Raw genomic sequence first — 15,075 nt, forward strand, 5'->3', positions numbered from 1 at the left:
TTTGTAAATGAAAATGAATTTGAATATGGGTATTTTTAAGAATCGAACAACTGTAGGGTTGATCTGCATTGTTCTGTCTTTAGTTATTTGTTTTGGTATCACACCGCTATTTAACAGTAGTCTTCGTTCTCAAACAGAAATTGTCAGAGTTACATCAGATATAAAAAAAGGTGATGCTATAGGGGCGGATAAGGTTGAAGTGGTTAAGGTAGGAGCTTATAACCTACCAGACAATGTGATGAAAAGCAAAGATACTGCTGTAGGAAAATATGTGAATGCTGATATGCAGAAAGGAGACATGATTCTCTCGACAAAACTCTCGGATAAACCACTTACTGAATTCGAATACCTTAATGATCTTGATGGCACTAAGGTTGCTATGTCCATCACCATCAAAAGTTTTGCAGCAGGACTTTCAGGGAAATTAGAGGCAGGGGATATCGTAACACTGATTTCATCTAATTACGATAATATGGGCACAACCAATATTCCGTCAGAACTTCAATATGTCAAAGTGCTTGCTGCCACAGCAGAAACTGGAACAGATAAAGAATACACTTCACAAAAGGAAACAGATACGGATAACCCTGAAAAAAAACTGCCGGCAACTTTGACTCTGCTCGTGAATACCGAACAGGCAAAAGTACTTGCAGATCTTGAGCAGAAGGGTAATATTCATGCTACTTTGGTTTATAGAGGAACTAAAGAGAATGCAGATAAATTTCTGAATGAACAAGATAAATTTTTTGTTAAGAAAGTGATGCCCCAAACAAATTCAGAGCAGGTTATCCAAAATCCTGTGAAAGAGGGGGTGAAGGCTAATGCAGAATAATGGTAAGCAAATATTGGCTGTATGGGGAAGTCCAAACAGTTGCAAAACGGTTACAGCCATTAAGCTAGCAAAAATGCTTTCCGATAGAAAGAAGAATGTCATGCTTATTCTTTGTGATGATATTTGCCCTGTGCTTCCAACTGTTTATAAATCAAAAGATCCAATTGAAGTTTCATTGGGTGAAGTCCTATCTGCACCCAATATCACACAGGAAGTAATTTTAAGAAACTGTTTAACACTTGAGAAAAATCCTTACCTGAGTGTGCTTGGATATAAAGCCGGTGAAAATCCCTTCTCTTATGCTGAATATAATAAAGAGCGGGCAATTGATCTTCTGGTCTTGCTACGTCACATCGTAGATTATGTGGTCATTGATTGTTCAAGTATTTTAACCGAAAACATCATCTCTACAGCAGCTCTTGAAGTAGCTGATGAAGTGATTCGTATGGGAAGCTGTGATTTGAAGAGTATTTCTTATTTCATGTCTATTCTACCACTAATCAGTGATTCAAAATTTGGTGCAGATAAGCATATCAAAGTACTGTCGAATGTCAGACAATTTCAGAGCAGTGATGAATATAGGAATGCATTCAGTGGCGTTTCTTATTCAATGCCATATGTTCGGTCCTTGGAGGAACAAAGCGAGACACTAACTCTATTTGAGGAGCTAACAGACAAAGGTGCAAAAGGTTATGAAGCCATTATAAAAGAAATTATTAAGGAGGCGTTCGGGGATGAGTAAAAATATAGGTTTGTTTTACAACATTGCAAAGCATAAAAAAGAATTCTCCGAAGTCCTAAAAGAAGTACAGGAGTATCTTACGAGCAAATATGCAACCATGATTGTCAATAATGAGGTTGAGCAGAAGCAGCAGATAACGGCTTATATTGCAAAATATCTGACCGATTACAGTTTGGGCGTTGAGGGTATGAACTCAGAGGAATTAATCGAAAGGTTATATTCTGAGATGGCCGAATTCTCATTCCTTACAAGCTATTTATTTGCTACAAATATTGAGGAAATAAACATCAATAGCTGGAGGGATGTAAAAATAACCTATTCTGACGGAAGGGTTATTCCTTCCTCAGAAAAGTTCAATAGTCCTGAACATGCAGTTGATGTTGTAAGACGACTTCTTCATAAGTCTGGAATGATTCTTGACCACTCTCAGCCTGGGGTGGTCGGGCATCTTTCAAATAAAATTAGGATTACTGTTTTAGGGAATCCGATCACAGATCATGACAAAGGAGTTGCTGCATCCATTCGTATCATCAATCCTCAAAAGTTGGCAAGAGAAGATTTCATCAGAAACAATACAGCAACAGAACAAATGTTAGAGTTTCTAAGCGATTGCCTAAGATATGGATTATCCATGTGCGTGACTGGAAGTACAGGCTCAGGAAAGACCACCTTGATGAGCTGGCTTTTGTCTACTATTCCTGAAGATAAGCGTGTTTTTACTATCGAAAATGGTTGTCGTGAATTTGATTTGGTCAAAGAGGACGAACATGGGAATATCATCAATAATGTTGTTCACACTGTTACAAGGTATTCGGATGACCCAAAGCAAAACATGGATCAAGAAAAGTTGTTGGAATACGCATTGACTTGCAATCCTGATGTAATTTGTGTGGGTGAAATGAAATCAGCAGAAGCATTTGCAGCTCAGGAAGCTGCTAGAACAGGGCACGCAGTAATTACCACGACACATGCGAATAGCTGTACAGCAACTTATCATCGTATGGTGACGTTATGTACCCAGAAGTATGATATAAACGATAAAACACTATACAATTTGGTGACAGAAGCCTTTCCGATTGTGCTATTTGTAAAAAAGCTTGAGGACAACACCAGAAAGGTAATGGAAATCACGGAGTGTGAAATTTGTGAGGATGGAACTCGCAAAATTCACACTCTTTTTCGTTATCACATCACTGAAAATGCAGTTGTTAATGGCAAAATGCAGATCAAAGGTGAGTATCAAAAGGTAGAAAATATTTCTCAAAGTCTTCAAAAGAGACTTCTTGAAAATGGTATGCCAGTAAGGCTACTTGAGAAATTCTTGGAAGGAGTTGATGTGCTATGACTTTGTTGATTGTCATTGCCTTTTTAGGTTTGATTACTGGGAGTTTTGTTATTCTAAAGCTTACACCCTTCGAACTTATTGAGGATATCATGAAGCCTTTTCTGAAAAGAAAAATACCAATTGCCAAGCAAATCGAAGCTGTTAAAAACCCAAAGTCTGCAAAAGGAGTAAGAAGAACGGTAAATGAAGCGAAGGAAGTATTAAGGCTCATGGGAAAGGAAGAGAAGTTCGGAGCGATTTGCGTGTTTTCGTTCTTTCTTATGGTGATTGGACTATTTGCCTCGGTCATCATGGAGAATATATTGATGATTCCGGTAGCAACACTTGGAATGGCATTGGTTCCATTTTGGTATCTCATTTTTACGTCACATTCATACAAAAAGCAGATGGATGCTGAAATTGAAACTGCTCTATCTATTATTACAACAAGCTATTTGAGAAATGAGAGTATCATTACAGCTGTTCAAGAGAATATCAGTTATCTCAATCCACCAATTTCAAATGTATTTCTGGGTTTTCTGACTCAATCAAAAATGATTAATGTAAATGTTAAACAAGCGCTTGCTGACATGAAACTTAAGCTGAATCATTATGTTTTTCATGAATGGGTGGATGCAATGATTGCTTGTCAGGAAGATAAGACTTTAAAAACAACCATGGCACCAATTATCTCAAAGCTATCTGATATGAGGATTGTTACGGCAGAACTGGACTATTTGATGTATGAGCCGTTAAAGGAATTCATTACAATGGCTCTTTTACTGGTAGCCAACATTCCACTGATTTATTTTCTAAACAAAGAATGGTACAAGGTTTTGACTGATACAGTCTTTGGAAAAGGAATATTGGCAATCTGTGCAGCTTCAATTCTAATTTCGTTTGCTGCGGTGATTAGGCTCACAAAACCAATAGATTATAAACGATAGACCAATAAACAATTTAAGAGAGGAGAATGACTATGAATCAGAATAAGACAATTAAACAAGAGGATTATCAAAGAGCTTCTCTATTGTTAGGGAAGCTCTTTGAAGTAGAAACCGATATTACTGATCAAATCAATACTTGCATGGGACATTATGGGGTTGAAGGATTCTTCCAAAATCTCGAATCCTTTGATTTTTCAGCGGAGGTATTTGAAAAACTGGATGCAGTCAGAATGGTGCTTTTCGGACTAGGAGAAGAGGTTGTTCCAAAAGGATTTATAGAGAAGATGACTGGTGCGAAAGGAGGACAGGGGCATGAAGAAAAACTATGATGAAGCTTATGCATCTAGTTTCATAAAAGGTATTAACAAGTTAACAGGAATTTCTGAGACCAAATTGAAAAAATATGCATCCGACAATAATCTGTTCAATGTCCTTGAGCATCCCAATATCATTGAACCGAGTAAGCCTCAACTTGAAAAAATCAATATGCTCAATGAATTCATTTCTACCTACAAGCTACTAAAAATGCAGGAAAAAGAGAATAAAATTGTCCTCAATTCTTCATCGGTAGCAGGTGAATATTTTGTTTCAATGCTATGTGGGATAAAGGACAGAGAGAAATTCATGGCAGCATTTCTTGACAGCGGTAATAACATCATCGAAACGAGAATCTTTTCCGAGGGAAGCATTGGTGAGGCGGTTGTTTATCCTAGAATGATTTTGAAAGCAGCCCTTGACTGTGATTGCAAGTCGATTATCCTTGCTCACAATCATCCTGGAGGCAGCTTGAGTCCATCAATTCAAGACCGTGAGATTACAGAGCGACTGGTTTCTATCTTTGCACCACTTCAAATAAGCGTAATCGATCATATTATTGTTGCAAATATCCAGTTTCATTCAATGGCTGAGCGGGGAAATCTGCCAAGTCCTTGTGCGAAGAATGTCAGCTACGATGCAGTTCCTTTAAATGAAAACAATCGGGTTAAAGAGAATGGGGGAGGATTTCAACATCTATCTGACAAAGAGGATTCTATTGATTTGGATGATATTGAGCTGTTTGGGCAGGCAAATGAGGAGGAAGATGAATGGGAGAGATAACATACTACATGATTTTGCTAGTTGCAGGCATTATTTTGGTTTCAGGGCTTTATATCTTTTTTGCTGATACACTAAAGCTACCAAGAATGGCGGTCACAAAAGCGGTTCTCAATGTATCGAGGCAGGATAAAAAACAAATCAAAATCATAGAAGTCATAATATTTGACTTATCTTCAAAACTAGCAAATTATATACGACTGGATGGTTACAAAAAAAGAAAACTCACATCAACCCTTAAATCGGCAGGCATTAAGCTGACTCCAGAAACGTACATTGCAAAGGCGTGGGTTAAAACAGGTCTGATTGCAGCATTGTTGATTCCTATTATGCCTATTATCCCGATATTGGCTCCGGTTATAATTCTTCTCGCCATAGCAGTATTTTTTAGGGAATTGAGATTGGCAGATGAAATTCTAAGACAAAAGAGAGAAGAGATTGAATATGAGCTACCTAGATTTGTATCAACGATTTCTCAAGCACTTAAGGCTTCTCGTGATGTGACAGCAATGCTTAAATCATATCAAAAAAGTGCAGGAGATAGTTTTAAACAAGAACTTGAGATAACAATTGCTGATATGAAGTCAGGTAATGAAGAAACGGCACTGACAAGGTTGGAAGCACGTATTGGCAGTTCAATGCTTTCTGATGTGGTTAGAGGGCTAATCTCTGTGAAACGAGGGGACAACGGTGCGATGTATTTTGAAATGTTGAATCACGATTTCAAACAATTGGAACTGCAAAAGTTAAAACTCATAGCAATGAAACAGCCAGGCAAAGTTAAGAAATACTCGTTTTTAATGCTAGGATGTTTTTTACTCATGTACCTTGGCATTCTCGGCTATGCAATTATCAATGCCCTTGGAAAGATGTTTTAGTGAAACCTATTTTAAAATGAAGGGAGGAATAATGAGTGTTAATGGCATTATTGAAAGATAAAAAAGGTGCAAGCTTTGTAGATGCTTGTGTAATGGTCCTTGCTATTGCAATGGTTTTGGCTCTTGTCTTAAAGATCATGCCTGTATTCATTGCAAAACAACAATTAGATACATTTGCAACTGAAATCTGTAGAACGGCTGAAATAGCTGGTGAAGTTGGGAGTGCAACCTCAATTAAAGCTGATAAGCTTCGTACTCAGACAGGGCTTAATCCCACAATTCAATGGTCTAAAACGGGTAATATACAACTCAATGAAGAATTTACTGTAATTATAACCACAAACGTCAACATAGGTTTGTTCGGAGAGTTTGGGTCATTTCCAATCACGTTGACTTCAAAAGCCACTGGAGCATCGGAGGTGTATCATAAATGACAAATTTGAGAAAAGTATTCTCCAACAAACAAGGAAATTCAACCCTACTTATCATTGCACTGGTTTTGACCATTATAATTCTCTCGTGTGCTACTTTTGAATATATGAGATTGATGGTTGTCGCTATTGGAGTTAGAGATTCTGTTCAATCAGCAATCATTGATGTAGCAACGGAAAACTGGGATGAAGTCTATAATGGACTTCGTGAAGGTTATTCTGGTGGCTATTCACTCACGGGTACAACATGGGAACAAGACTTAACCTCAGGGGATGTATATGACAGGCTTGAGGATAATCTTGGATTAGAACAAAAGGGTGGAAGCTATGCTAAATATGCTGGTGATGTGTTGGAGTATGAGGTGTCAGGTTTATCAATTAATGTAATCAATGCGCCACTTGCACCATCAAATCCAAGGAGTATCAATCAGTTCACGGTAGAAGGAGCGGTTGATGTAGCGGTTCCACTTTCATTTGGGTGGGAGCACTTACCCTCGATGAAAATTAGGATGGGACTCAAAGCGGTATATATACCAAAATTTTAATATTACAATACATGCAACAAAGTGCGTAAAAATGACTGGACTATACGCAACAACGGTGATATAATCTAGTCAAGAAGAAACAACAAAGTGCATAAATGTTTTTAACCTTAAAGGAGGATTTTATATATGAGTATTAATATGCAACAAAGCAAAAAGAAACTTGTAATTGCAACGACTTCATTTATTTTCATAGCTGCTATTGTCATTATGATTTTGGTATTCGGGGGCAATGGAAATAACAATGAAATTAATAAAGCTCAAAGTAATGGTACAGATGTTACAGTAAGTGAGGTTCAGAAAGAAGTAAAAGTTGAACCGACTATTACTGAATCAAGTGAATCAGAAGTTGAATCAAGCATAGTTGTGCAAAGTATCGATGATAACAAAAATGATGAAAATGAGAAAATTGATACAAATGACATTCAGCTAACAAAGATCCCTGAAAAACCACAGCCACCTGAGAAACCAGCTACTGCGGTTGATACTGATGAGCCACATGATAAACCCACTGACCCTACATTGACCGATCCTACGAAAAAGCCTTCTGAAACCGTTGAGCCTGTCGAACCTACTAAACCAACCGAAGAAAAACCTTCTGGCGGAGAAACAAACAGCAAAGGTGAAACTTATGTACCTGGTTTTGGATGGGTTAAAGATAGTGGCCCTAACGTAGGTGGAACAAGTGATTCTGACGGCGATTGGAACAAGCAAATTGGAGATATGAATTAAATAAAATTTTGATGATACTAAGGCGAGTCTTTATGATTTGCCTTTTTTTTATTTGAAAGGAGACAAAATGAAAAGAAGAGTTTATTCTTTGATACTTATAGTGGTGCTGTTACTTTCAACATCGATATCAGTATTTGCTGATGGTGATGGGAATATCGATAACGGCGGTGGGAGTATGGGTAATGGTACAAGTCAGAATTCATGGACTCCCGGTAATGATGGTGTAAGGGTTACTGTTATCGATTCGGAAACACAAAAACCAGTTGGAAGAATTGTTGACTATACAAACCAGAATCCTGCTTCGAGTATCATACATTTTGGGAAGGTTTCAAAAATCCAATATAGGAATGGGACTTCATTAGTTCCGGTTATGGGTGGCTACTATTTTAAGAAACCAATGAACCCTTTGCCCTTAATAATTAGTAGTGGGAGCACCTCTGCAAGTATTGAAGCAATTAAAAAATATTTTTGTTCAGAAGGTGCAGCTCAAATGATAGCCGATGATGCTAGTATATCGTTTGAAAAACTGACTAATGGAAGTTACAAATTGCTTCTTGAACCGATAGCGTATTTTAAATATCAAGGAATTCAAATGGGCATGACCGCTCATGAAGCAGCCATGTATGACCAAATCCAAAACGGTGATTTGAGAAGTAAAATGGTCAGTTTAACTCATAAGAATTTGCCACTTGCTATGTTCTTAGAAAGATCTGACTTAGGCTTTCCTGCATGGAATGGTTCAAGTACAAGCAAGCAAACAAATTCGACAATTATGAAATACCTTGGCTTAGGTATTGTGAGCTACAAGGAAGCGCCTCCAGTTGATCCGGTTGATACCTCAGTAGTATACAGAATCAATACACAAGTCATTACAGCGGTTACGCTCAATGCCTCCAACGAGATAAATCCAGATAGTCCTGCAACAGTTACCTTCAATGTTGGGGGAAGTATATACTCCATGAGCAACATCGTTGTACCACAAGGTAACAGTCAGCTTGTCTGGTGCAAATGGACAACCCCTACTTCTGAACAGTATGTAACTATTACTGTAAGTACAAATAAAGGCAGCCTAAGCGAGAATGTTATAAAAGCAAAGATTGTCGATCTTGGTAAAAATCCACCACCTAATCCTACTGCAAATGATCGAAATGATGCCTTTAAAGTGCCTAACTTACCTAATAAAACTCAAACAACCTATTCTACTTGGAGTGTATGGTGGGCACAGTGGCATCCCTATTGGGTTTGGATATCAGATTGGGATTGGTGCGATCATGGTGAATGGGGACATTGGGTAGATAATGGCTGGTGGGAAGATCATGGATGGTATGACTTTTTCACAAATGTTTACAGTGCATCTTTGAGTGCTTCAAGTTCGGTAATTCCAGACAATAAAGTGCCTACCGCTTCTGGGAAAACGATGAAAAGTGGATACGGAATCAATAACAAAGTACAGACTGTGTTAAATATATCTGCACCAAGTAGCCATGTAACGGCAGCACAGACAGCAGTGAGTTATTTTCCTGAATTTGAATACAACACCTATTGGAGGTTATTAGATTTAATCAGTAACGGTTACTCATCACAATTTGAATTCAAGCCGAATCTTTATAGCACCTATAAGCAAAAAAGCCACTTTTCACCAATCTGGTATCCTGATGGTCAATACCGTGTTTACACTTATGTTCAAGATGCATGGACGCCTGCGGGAATGTTATCAGCAAACCTAAATGATGCGATTACCATTTCGGGATCGCTGTATGATGATTGGCACATTGCGCCAAAACAGTAAGGGAGGAAAACCTATGGAAAATATTAATGATACAAATGATATAAGTGATGTGATTCAAGTGCTCATAGTGGAGCCACAAAAGAGACCTTATGTGAAGGAAATAAGAAATGATTTTAGAGCCATGCAGGATATTGTAGGTGGTCCGATAGAGTATGTTTATCTGTCAGATGAGGTTCATATTTATTGCAATGAAGAGGGCAAACTTTTGGGACTGACAGGCAATCGCAAGATGGGGAATGGAGATGTCCTCGCAGGAACATTTTTTATTTGTGCTGATGATGGTTATGGCGGAGACGTTTCTTTGACAGAAGAGCAGATTGCTGAGTATACGGCAAGATTTCAGGAACCAGAAACTTTCTCTTATAGAGAGATGGATAGCAAGATTTTTGCGAGGGTAATGCCTGCTTATAGCATGGAGGATTTCTTAGAAAAAATGGGAATTGCTAATGAGGATGAAGAAGATTTGGAGAGGTAAAGTTGCGAGTATATCTAAAAAGATGTGCTCGCTATTTTTTTTGAGAGGTGGTGAGCAGATTGGGGCATCGAGGCATTTTTAAGATAATGGAGAACAATTACACTACTGGCTATTATACACATTGGGGAGCAGGAACTGTTTTTAGTGGTTTCTACAGGTTGAAAAATGCTTATGATATTCAAGTCAATCAGTTCCCTGAAAAAAGTATCTCTGAAATCTTCGGGCATTTAAGCTACGAAGGTGAGTACTTAGAATCAGAAGAAGTGACAGATTTAATTTTTGAACAACTTTCAGAAGATGAAACAAAGAATGAGGATCTAAATTTTGAGACACATAGCATGCTTGAGATGAGAGTCATTTATGACCTTGACAGTAATCATGCATCTATTGAGTTCAATCACTTTTATCATCCTAGAATGGGAAGCTTCGGTATACCCATCAATGAAGCGATTCATAATGTTGATCTGACACTGGCGATTACAAAGGAACATGGAATTGAAGATTTCATTGAAGCATCAAAAATATTTGAAAAAGGTTCGGGTATATATGAGCTTTTGTTGGAATCATCAAGGGTAAAAGAAATTGCTCGTGAAGATGTTGAAAGTTATCGAAGTAAAGAAAATGAAGAATTGGAGGTGGAAGTTGAATGATTTGTCCAATCGTTATGATTTTGATATGTGCTGCCCTTGGGGGTGGCACATTTCTTTTTATTAAGATATCAGAAAATAAGCGTAGAGCTATTCAAGCTACTGGTGCTTGTCAAACAGCAAACGAGTTTGTCAATGTCAAGGATATAAAAGGGAAATTTCTTTATACCAGAGATGCATTGGTTTTATGTTATTTAAGAATAAATCCAATCAGTATTGATCTTTTCAGTAAGACAGAAAAAAGCATTATCATCAAACAATTAACAGCAAGTATGTCTAGTATTCAATATCCATTCAAATTTATTGCAGTATCCAGACCAGTAGATATAACGCCATTAATAGCAGAATTGTCGGAAACGCTCATTACCAGTGACCCTAAACAAAAGGAGTTGTTAAAGCAAGAGATTGTTGAAATGACTACTTTCGCATTATCGGGAGAGGTAGTTGAGCGCCAGTTCTATGTTGTGATATGGGACAAAGCATATGATGGGGCAGAGAAAGAGCTGTTGATCAAAGCTAAAGAGTTTTCCTGTAACTTCACAGATAATGGAGTGTGCTGTGATTTGCTTGAACAGCAAGATATAGTCAGACTATGCAATCTGGTTAATAATCCCGCCTATATTCATCTTGAGGATACAGACTTTGAAGCAAATATTCCAATACTGAAAGGTGGTTTTAAGAATTGATAAGAGAGAAAAAAGGCAAATCAGATTTTGTCCCTGTCAATGAAGCACTTCTTAATGTTATTACGCCAATGGGATTAGAAGTGAAGAGAAATAGTTTAGTTGTAGGTGAAAACACGGGAAAGATATATGGGATAGTTAGATATCCTCAAAAAGTTGACATTGGTTGGCTTTCCAAAATAACAAATATTCCGAGCACCATTGTATCAATTGGCATTAAGCCGGTGGACAATGGTGCTTTAATTTCTGCCATTAGTAAAAGCATCATTCAAAATCGTGGAGCTGCTGAGAGTGCCAAAGATCCGTTGACTCGTCAAAGAGCTGAAAAAGCTGCCGAAGATGGTGAACGTATCATGCTGCAGATTGATCAGAATGGTGAAACTGTTGCACTTATGAGTCTAACAATCATGCCACTAGCTCATGATGAAAAGCAGTTTGAAAAAGTGAGCCGGAGAGTGGAGAGCGTGGTTAATGTTATGAAGGGCAAGGTTAGAACCCTTGCTAATCTTCAAAAGGATGGACTACAGAACATATCACCGACGTATCCAACAAGCCCAGTTATTGAAAATATCGTACAAAGAATCATCCCGATGAGCACTTTTGTTGGTGGATTCCCATTTGCAAGCTCAGGATTCAATGATGGAAGTGGCTATTACTTTGCAAAAGACAATAATGGAGGGCTTGTTATTGTGGACTCATGGAAAAGGGGTAATGATAGAACCAATTCCAACATGGTAGTCATGGGAGTAGCAGGCGTTGGTAAGTCTACCGCAGTAAAGCACATCATCCTTTCAGAATACATGAAGGGTACTAAGATTATCATCATCGATCCGGAATCAGAATATAAGGATTTGTGTTTTAACCTTAATGGAGACTGGATTAATGCGGGTGGAGGCATGAACGGCAAAATTAATCCGCTTCAAATTCGACCTGCGCCAAGAGACAGTGAAGAAGAACCGGATGAAAAGGGTGGTAAATTATATGCCGATGTAGATGGCATGAGTGACATGGCACTCCATGTTAAAAACCTTGAAATCTTCTTTCAATTATATTTACCAAGCCTTAGCGATATGCAAAAAGCTGTCCTTAAACAAAGCATTATAGAATTGTATCAACGCTTCGGAATTGATTGGGATACAGATATTTCAAGATTTACGAACAATGAATTTCCAACGTTTAGTGAACTTTATAAGTTGATTGAAGAGAAGGCTAAAGTCAATACAGGCGATAGTGCTTATCGAGATTTGGCATTACTCTTATATGACGTAGCGAATGGCAGTGACAGCTTTTTATGGAATGGATACAGTACGATTGAAACGCACACACGTTGTATTTGCCTAGATACACACAGCTTGCAAAATACAAGTGATAACATCAAAAGAACTCAATATTTTAATCTTCTTGGCTGGTGTTGGGAACAGATGAGCAAGGACAGATCAGAGCGTGTGCTTCTCATTTGTGATGAAGCATATCTCATGATCGATCCACAAGTGCCTCAAAGCCTTGTTTTTCTTCGTAACGTTGAGAAAAGGGCAAGAAAGTATGAAGCTGGTTTGATTATTATCTCTCACAGTGTTGTGGATTTTCTATCTCCTGAAATCAAAATGTATGGGCAGGCTCTACTTGATATACCTTGTATAAAACTGATTATGGGATGTGATGGTCAGAATTTGAAGGAAACGAAGGAACTCTATAATTTAACTGAAGCAGAGGAAGAACTACTTGAAAGCAAGCGTAGAGGACATGCCTTGTTTGTTATTGGATCTAAGCGGCTTCATGTAAATTTCGAAATACCGGATTACAAGTTCAATTATATGGGGAAAGCCGGTGGAAGATAAAAACAGGGTGCAGGCAGTCATTTGCTTGCACCTTGTCTGATTTTAAGGAGGTGTAATTCTTGGCGATAGATCCATTAATTGCAAAAGCTTTAATGCATTTAGCCGTAAAAGTGGCTACAGATGAAGAATCAAGAAAGAAAATTCTACTACTTATTTTAACACCTGTACTGTCGGTACTGCTGATTATGTCAATGTTCTTCTATATCCTAACTCATCCTCTGGATTTTTTAGGTCAGTTTTTTGACAGTCAAACGCTTAGTTCGGTTGAGCAGCTTCAAAGTGATTTTGGGATGTATCAAGGTATTCTTCAGACAGATCCCGATTATGTGGATAGCTATGGCATCAGTTATGAAGGTATCACTATTAATAAAGAGAGTGAGACACCTGTTGTCTACTACAACCAATTGGACAGCAGATGGGCTGACAAACCATATGGAACTGACGATATTGGGAGCTATGCTTGTGGTCCAACTTCAATGGCAATGGTGATATCCAGTCTTACAAAAGCCGATATCGATCCTGTTCAAATGTCTAAGTGGGCATATGACAAGGGATATTGGTGTAAGGGAAGTGGTTCTTATCATTCGTTAATTCCTGGCGCGGCTAAGTCATTTGGATTAGATGTAGAAGGTTGCCAGTCAACAGAAACAAATCGTATTGTAGATGCTCTAACGGCAGGGAAACTCGTTGTAGCAATTATGGCAAAAGGACATTTCACAGCAAGCGGTCATTTTATAGTACTCAGGGGTGTGACAAAGGAAGGCAAAATTTTGGTAGCTGATCCTGCAAGCAGAAAGAGGAGTGACCAAGAATGGGATTTATCCATTATCCTAGATGAAGCTAGTAGAAATGCAGGGTCGGGAGGTCCGTTTTGGATAATCGGTAAGAAATAGCGGAGGTATAGAATGAGGAAAAAATTGATAATTGAGCTGTTTATTTATATTGTCATTGTCGTGATCGGCATTATTATGTTGGTAACAAAGCCGCTTGATAATAAAAGAATTGACCATGATTTAAAGATTGGGGGTGAGCATAATGCTATTGTATCTTTCCAGTAACGGAAAAAGTGACTTGCTTGATTTTCTTGAAGAAAAAAAGGCAGAATCAGCAAATCGAGAACTCATTATCAAGAAGCTTGTTGGGCGATTCACCCTAAAACAGTTTGTTGTAAAAGATATGAGAAATTATCTTGCTTGTAAGTTTTTCGTGATAGACATGTGTTGTGCTAATGATCTCCTTGAAGACTTTATCATCGCAATGAAGTCATTTCAGATGATGTTTAATGCAAGAATCATAGTAGTGCTCTCTGGTACTAAGAACGAATCTGATTATATTGACAGGCTCATTGAAATTGGGGTGACTGAAATTGTTACTTCTATAGCCGTAGAAACTTTGGAGGAGGAGATTCTAGAATGTTTGTCCAAAGACGGTATGGAGAGATACAAGCCTAAGAAAGAATTTCCAAAGTTTGAAGTTAAGCCTGTAAACCCAATCAAAATCAGTACAAATGAAATTCAAATACCAAAATATAAATGGAATGCTAAAAATGTGAGAATTGCTGTTATAGGTGCGAGCAAGAGAAGTGGTGTTACCGTAACAGCTTTCAATTTTGCCAATTGGTTGATAGCCAGAGGTGCTACAGCCTGTTATGTGGAAATGAACATGAATAGGCATCTTCACTATCTCATTGAAAGATACACACTCGAAAAGTCAGGGGAGCATTATCCGGTTGGTGATGTTGACTGCTTTTTAACCTCTGAGATAGACAATAACTATAACTTCATTATTTATGATTTGGGTACGGTGAATGAACTGCCAAGTCTCTTTAGAGATGCGGAATTACGATTAATTTGTGGGAGCTTGCTTCCTTATGAGGAACTAGACTATTCAAAATTACTGCATCAATGTGAGGGCTTGTCAGCTTTCAAAATGGCTCTAGCGGTTCCAGAGGAATTTCAGATAGACTGCCAGTCAACATTCGGAGAAGATTTGCTTATTGCCGATGCTTCTCATGATCTTTTTAATGACAACATAAATGGACATATCTATTTACCTATGGTGAAAAATCATATCGTTCCTGAACGGAAATTATAAGCATACAAATCATAACGAACATAAAT

17 protein-coding genes are annotated in these 15,075 nt (G+C 38.0%); all 17 read left to right on the forward strand.

Going from position 1 to position 15,075, the window contains the following annotated elements; all coding sequences use genetic code 11:
- Positions 1-7 precede the first annotated feature (7 nt).
- Positions 8-832, forward strand: coding sequence for a Flp pilus assembly protein CpaB (gene cpaB, locus ACZ42W_RS04525; protein WP_243131341.1), 825 nt, complete (start codon positions 8-10; stop codon positions 830-832).
- A complete protein-coding gene (locus ACZ42W_RS04530; RefSeq protein ID WP_144677808.1) occupies positions 822-1,574 on the forward strand; it encodes a ParA family protein in 753 nt (250 codons plus the stop codon). The genes cpaB and ACZ42W_RS04530 overlap by 11 nt, the downstream gene beginning before the upstream one ends.
- The gene (locus ACZ42W_RS04535) at positions 1,567-2,919 is read left to right on the forward strand and encodes a CpaF/VirB11 family protein (RefSeq protein ID WP_144677809.1); all 1,353 of its coding nucleotides are present in this window, start codon (positions 1,567-1,569) and stop codon (positions 2,917-2,919) included. Before ACZ42W_RS04530 ends, ACZ42W_RS04535 begins: the two co-directional genes overlap by 8 nt.
- A complete protein-coding gene (locus ACZ42W_RS04540; protein WP_144677810.1) occupies positions 2,916-3,845 on the forward strand; it encodes a hypothetical protein in 930 nt (309 codons plus the stop codon). Before ACZ42W_RS04535 ends, ACZ42W_RS04540 begins: the two co-directional genes overlap by 4 nt.
- Positions 3,846-3,877: 32 nt before the next feature.
- On the forward strand, positions 3,878-4,174 hold the full coding sequence (locus tag ACZ42W_RS04545) for a hypothetical protein (protein WP_144677811.1): 297 nt from the start codon (positions 3,878-3,880) through the stop codon (positions 4,172-4,174).
- Positions 4,158-4,943: a JAB domain-containing protein gene (locus ACZ42W_RS04550; protein WP_144677812.1), complete on the forward strand. Its 786-nt coding sequence runs from the start codon at positions 4,158-4,160 to the stop codon at positions 4,941-4,943. The genes ACZ42W_RS04545 and ACZ42W_RS04550 overlap by 17 nt, the downstream gene beginning before the upstream one ends.
- Positions 4,931-5,818, forward strand: a complete 888-nt coding sequence (locus ACZ42W_RS04555; RefSeq protein WP_243131342.1) for a secretion protein F — start codon at positions 4,931-4,933, stop codon at positions 5,816-5,818. Before ACZ42W_RS04550 ends, ACZ42W_RS04555 begins: the two co-directional genes overlap by 13 nt.
- Before the next feature lie 41 nt (positions 5,819-5,859).
- Positions 5,860-6,252, forward strand: coding sequence for a DUF4320 family protein (locus ACZ42W_RS04560; RefSeq protein ID WP_144678683.1), 393 nt, complete (start codon positions 5,860-5,862; stop codon positions 6,250-6,252).
- Complete coding sequence (locus tag ACZ42W_RS04565; protein ID WP_144677813.1) at positions 6,249-6,794, forward strand: hypothetical protein; 546 nt, start codon at positions 6,249-6,251, stop codon at positions 6,792-6,794. The genes ACZ42W_RS04560 and ACZ42W_RS04565 overlap by 4 nt, the downstream gene beginning before the upstream one ends.
- Positions 6,795-6,920: 126 nt before the next feature.
- A complete protein-coding gene (locus ACZ42W_RS04570; RefSeq protein ID WP_144677815.1) occupies positions 6,921-7,523 on the forward strand; it encodes a DUF6550 family protein in 603 nt (200 codons plus the stop codon).
- A gap of 67 nt (positions 7,524-7,590) precedes the next feature.
- Positions 7,591-9,312, forward strand: a complete 1,722-nt coding sequence (locus tag ACZ42W_RS04575; protein ID WP_144677816.1) for a hypothetical protein — start codon at positions 7,591-7,593, stop codon at positions 9,310-9,312.
- Between the two features lie 13 nt (positions 9,313-9,325).
- Complete coding sequence (locus ACZ42W_RS04580) at positions 9,326-9,787, forward strand: DUF3846 domain-containing protein (protein ID WP_144677817.1); 462 nt, start codon at positions 9,326-9,328, stop codon at positions 9,785-9,787.
- A 59-nt stretch (positions 9,788-9,846) separates the two neighbouring features.
- The gene (locus ACZ42W_RS04585) at positions 9,847-10,437 is read left to right on the forward strand and encodes a hypothetical protein (protein WP_144677818.1); all 591 of its coding nucleotides are present in this window, start codon (positions 9,847-9,849) and stop codon (positions 10,435-10,437) included.
- Positions 10,434-11,120, forward strand: a complete 687-nt coding sequence (locus tag ACZ42W_RS04590) for a hypothetical protein (protein WP_144677819.1) — start codon at positions 10,434-10,436, stop codon at positions 11,118-11,120. The genes ACZ42W_RS04585 and ACZ42W_RS04590 overlap by 4 nt, the downstream gene beginning before the upstream one ends.
- 68 nt (positions 11,121-11,188) lie before the next feature.
- A complete protein-coding gene (locus ACZ42W_RS04595; RefSeq protein WP_464170864.1) occupies positions 11,189-12,955 on the forward strand; it encodes a VirB4 family type IV secretion system protein in 1,767 nt (588 codons plus the stop codon).
- A gap of 59 nt (positions 12,956-13,014) precedes the next feature.
- Complete coding sequence (locus tag ACZ42W_RS04600; RefSeq protein WP_243131343.1) at positions 13,015-13,848, forward strand: C39 family peptidase; 834 nt, start codon at positions 13,015-13,017, stop codon at positions 13,846-13,848.
- Positions 13,849-13,990: 142 nt separating this feature from the next.
- Positions 13,991-15,049, forward strand: coding sequence for a hypothetical protein (locus tag ACZ42W_RS04605; protein WP_144677821.1), 1,059 nt, complete (start codon positions 13,991-13,993; stop codon positions 15,047-15,049).
- The last annotated feature ends 26 nt before the right edge of the window (positions 15,050-15,075 follow it).

The organism is Desulfitobacterium elongatum, from assembly GCF_055378975.1.

Coding starts and splice junctions, on each gene's coding strand:
- cpaB (WP_243131341.1), top strand. CDS start 8: ATGAAAATGAATTTGAATATGGGTATTTTTAAGAATCGAACAACTGTA.
- ACZ42W_RS04530 (WP_144677808.1), top strand. CDS start 822: ATGCAGAATAATGGTAAGCAAATATTGGCTGTATGGGGAAGTCCAAAC.
- ACZ42W_RS04535 (WP_144677809.1), top strand. CDS start 1,567: ATGAGTAAAAATATAGGTTTGTTTTACAACATTGCAAAGCATAAAAAA.
- ACZ42W_RS04540 (WP_144677810.1), top strand. CDS start 2,916: ATGACTTTGTTGATTGTCATTGCCTTTTTAGGTTTGATTACTGGGAGT.
- ACZ42W_RS04545 (WP_144677811.1), top strand. CDS start 3,878: ATGAATCAGAATAAGACAATTAAACAAGAGGATTATCAAAGAGCTTCT.
- ACZ42W_RS04550 (WP_144677812.1), top strand. CDS start 4,158: ATGAAGAAAAACTATGATGAAGCTTATGCATCTAGTTTCATAAAAGGT.
- ACZ42W_RS04555 (WP_243131342.1), top strand. CDS start 4,931: ATGGGAGAGATAACATACTACATGATTTTGCTAGTTGCAGGCATTATT.
- ACZ42W_RS04560 (WP_144678683.1), top strand. CDS start 5,860: ATGGCATTATTGAAAGATAAAAAAGGTGCAAGCTTTGTAGATGCTTGT.
- ACZ42W_RS04565 (WP_144677813.1), top strand. CDS start 6,249: ATGACAAATTTGAGAAAAGTATTCTCCAACAAACAAGGAAATTCAACC.
- ACZ42W_RS04570 (WP_144677815.1), top strand. CDS start 6,921: ATGAGTATTAATATGCAACAAAGCAAAAAGAAACTTGTAATTGCAACG.
- ACZ42W_RS04575 (WP_144677816.1), top strand. CDS start 7,591: ATGAAAAGAAGAGTTTATTCTTTGATACTTATAGTGGTGCTGTTACTT.
- ACZ42W_RS04580 (WP_144677817.1), top strand. CDS start 9,326: ATGGAAAATATTAATGATACAAATGATATAAGTGATGTGATTCAAGTG.
- ACZ42W_RS04590 (WP_144677819.1), top strand. CDS start 10,434: ATGATTTGTCCAATCGTTATGATTTTGATATGTGCTGCCCTTGGGGGT.
- ACZ42W_RS04595 (WP_464170864.1), top strand. CDS start 11,189: ATGGGATTAGAAGTGAAGAGAAATAGTTTAGTTGTAGGTGAAAACACG.
- ACZ42W_RS04605 (WP_144677821.1), top strand. CDS start 13,991: ATGCTATTGTATCTTTCCAGTAACGGAAAAAGTGACTTGCTTGATTTT.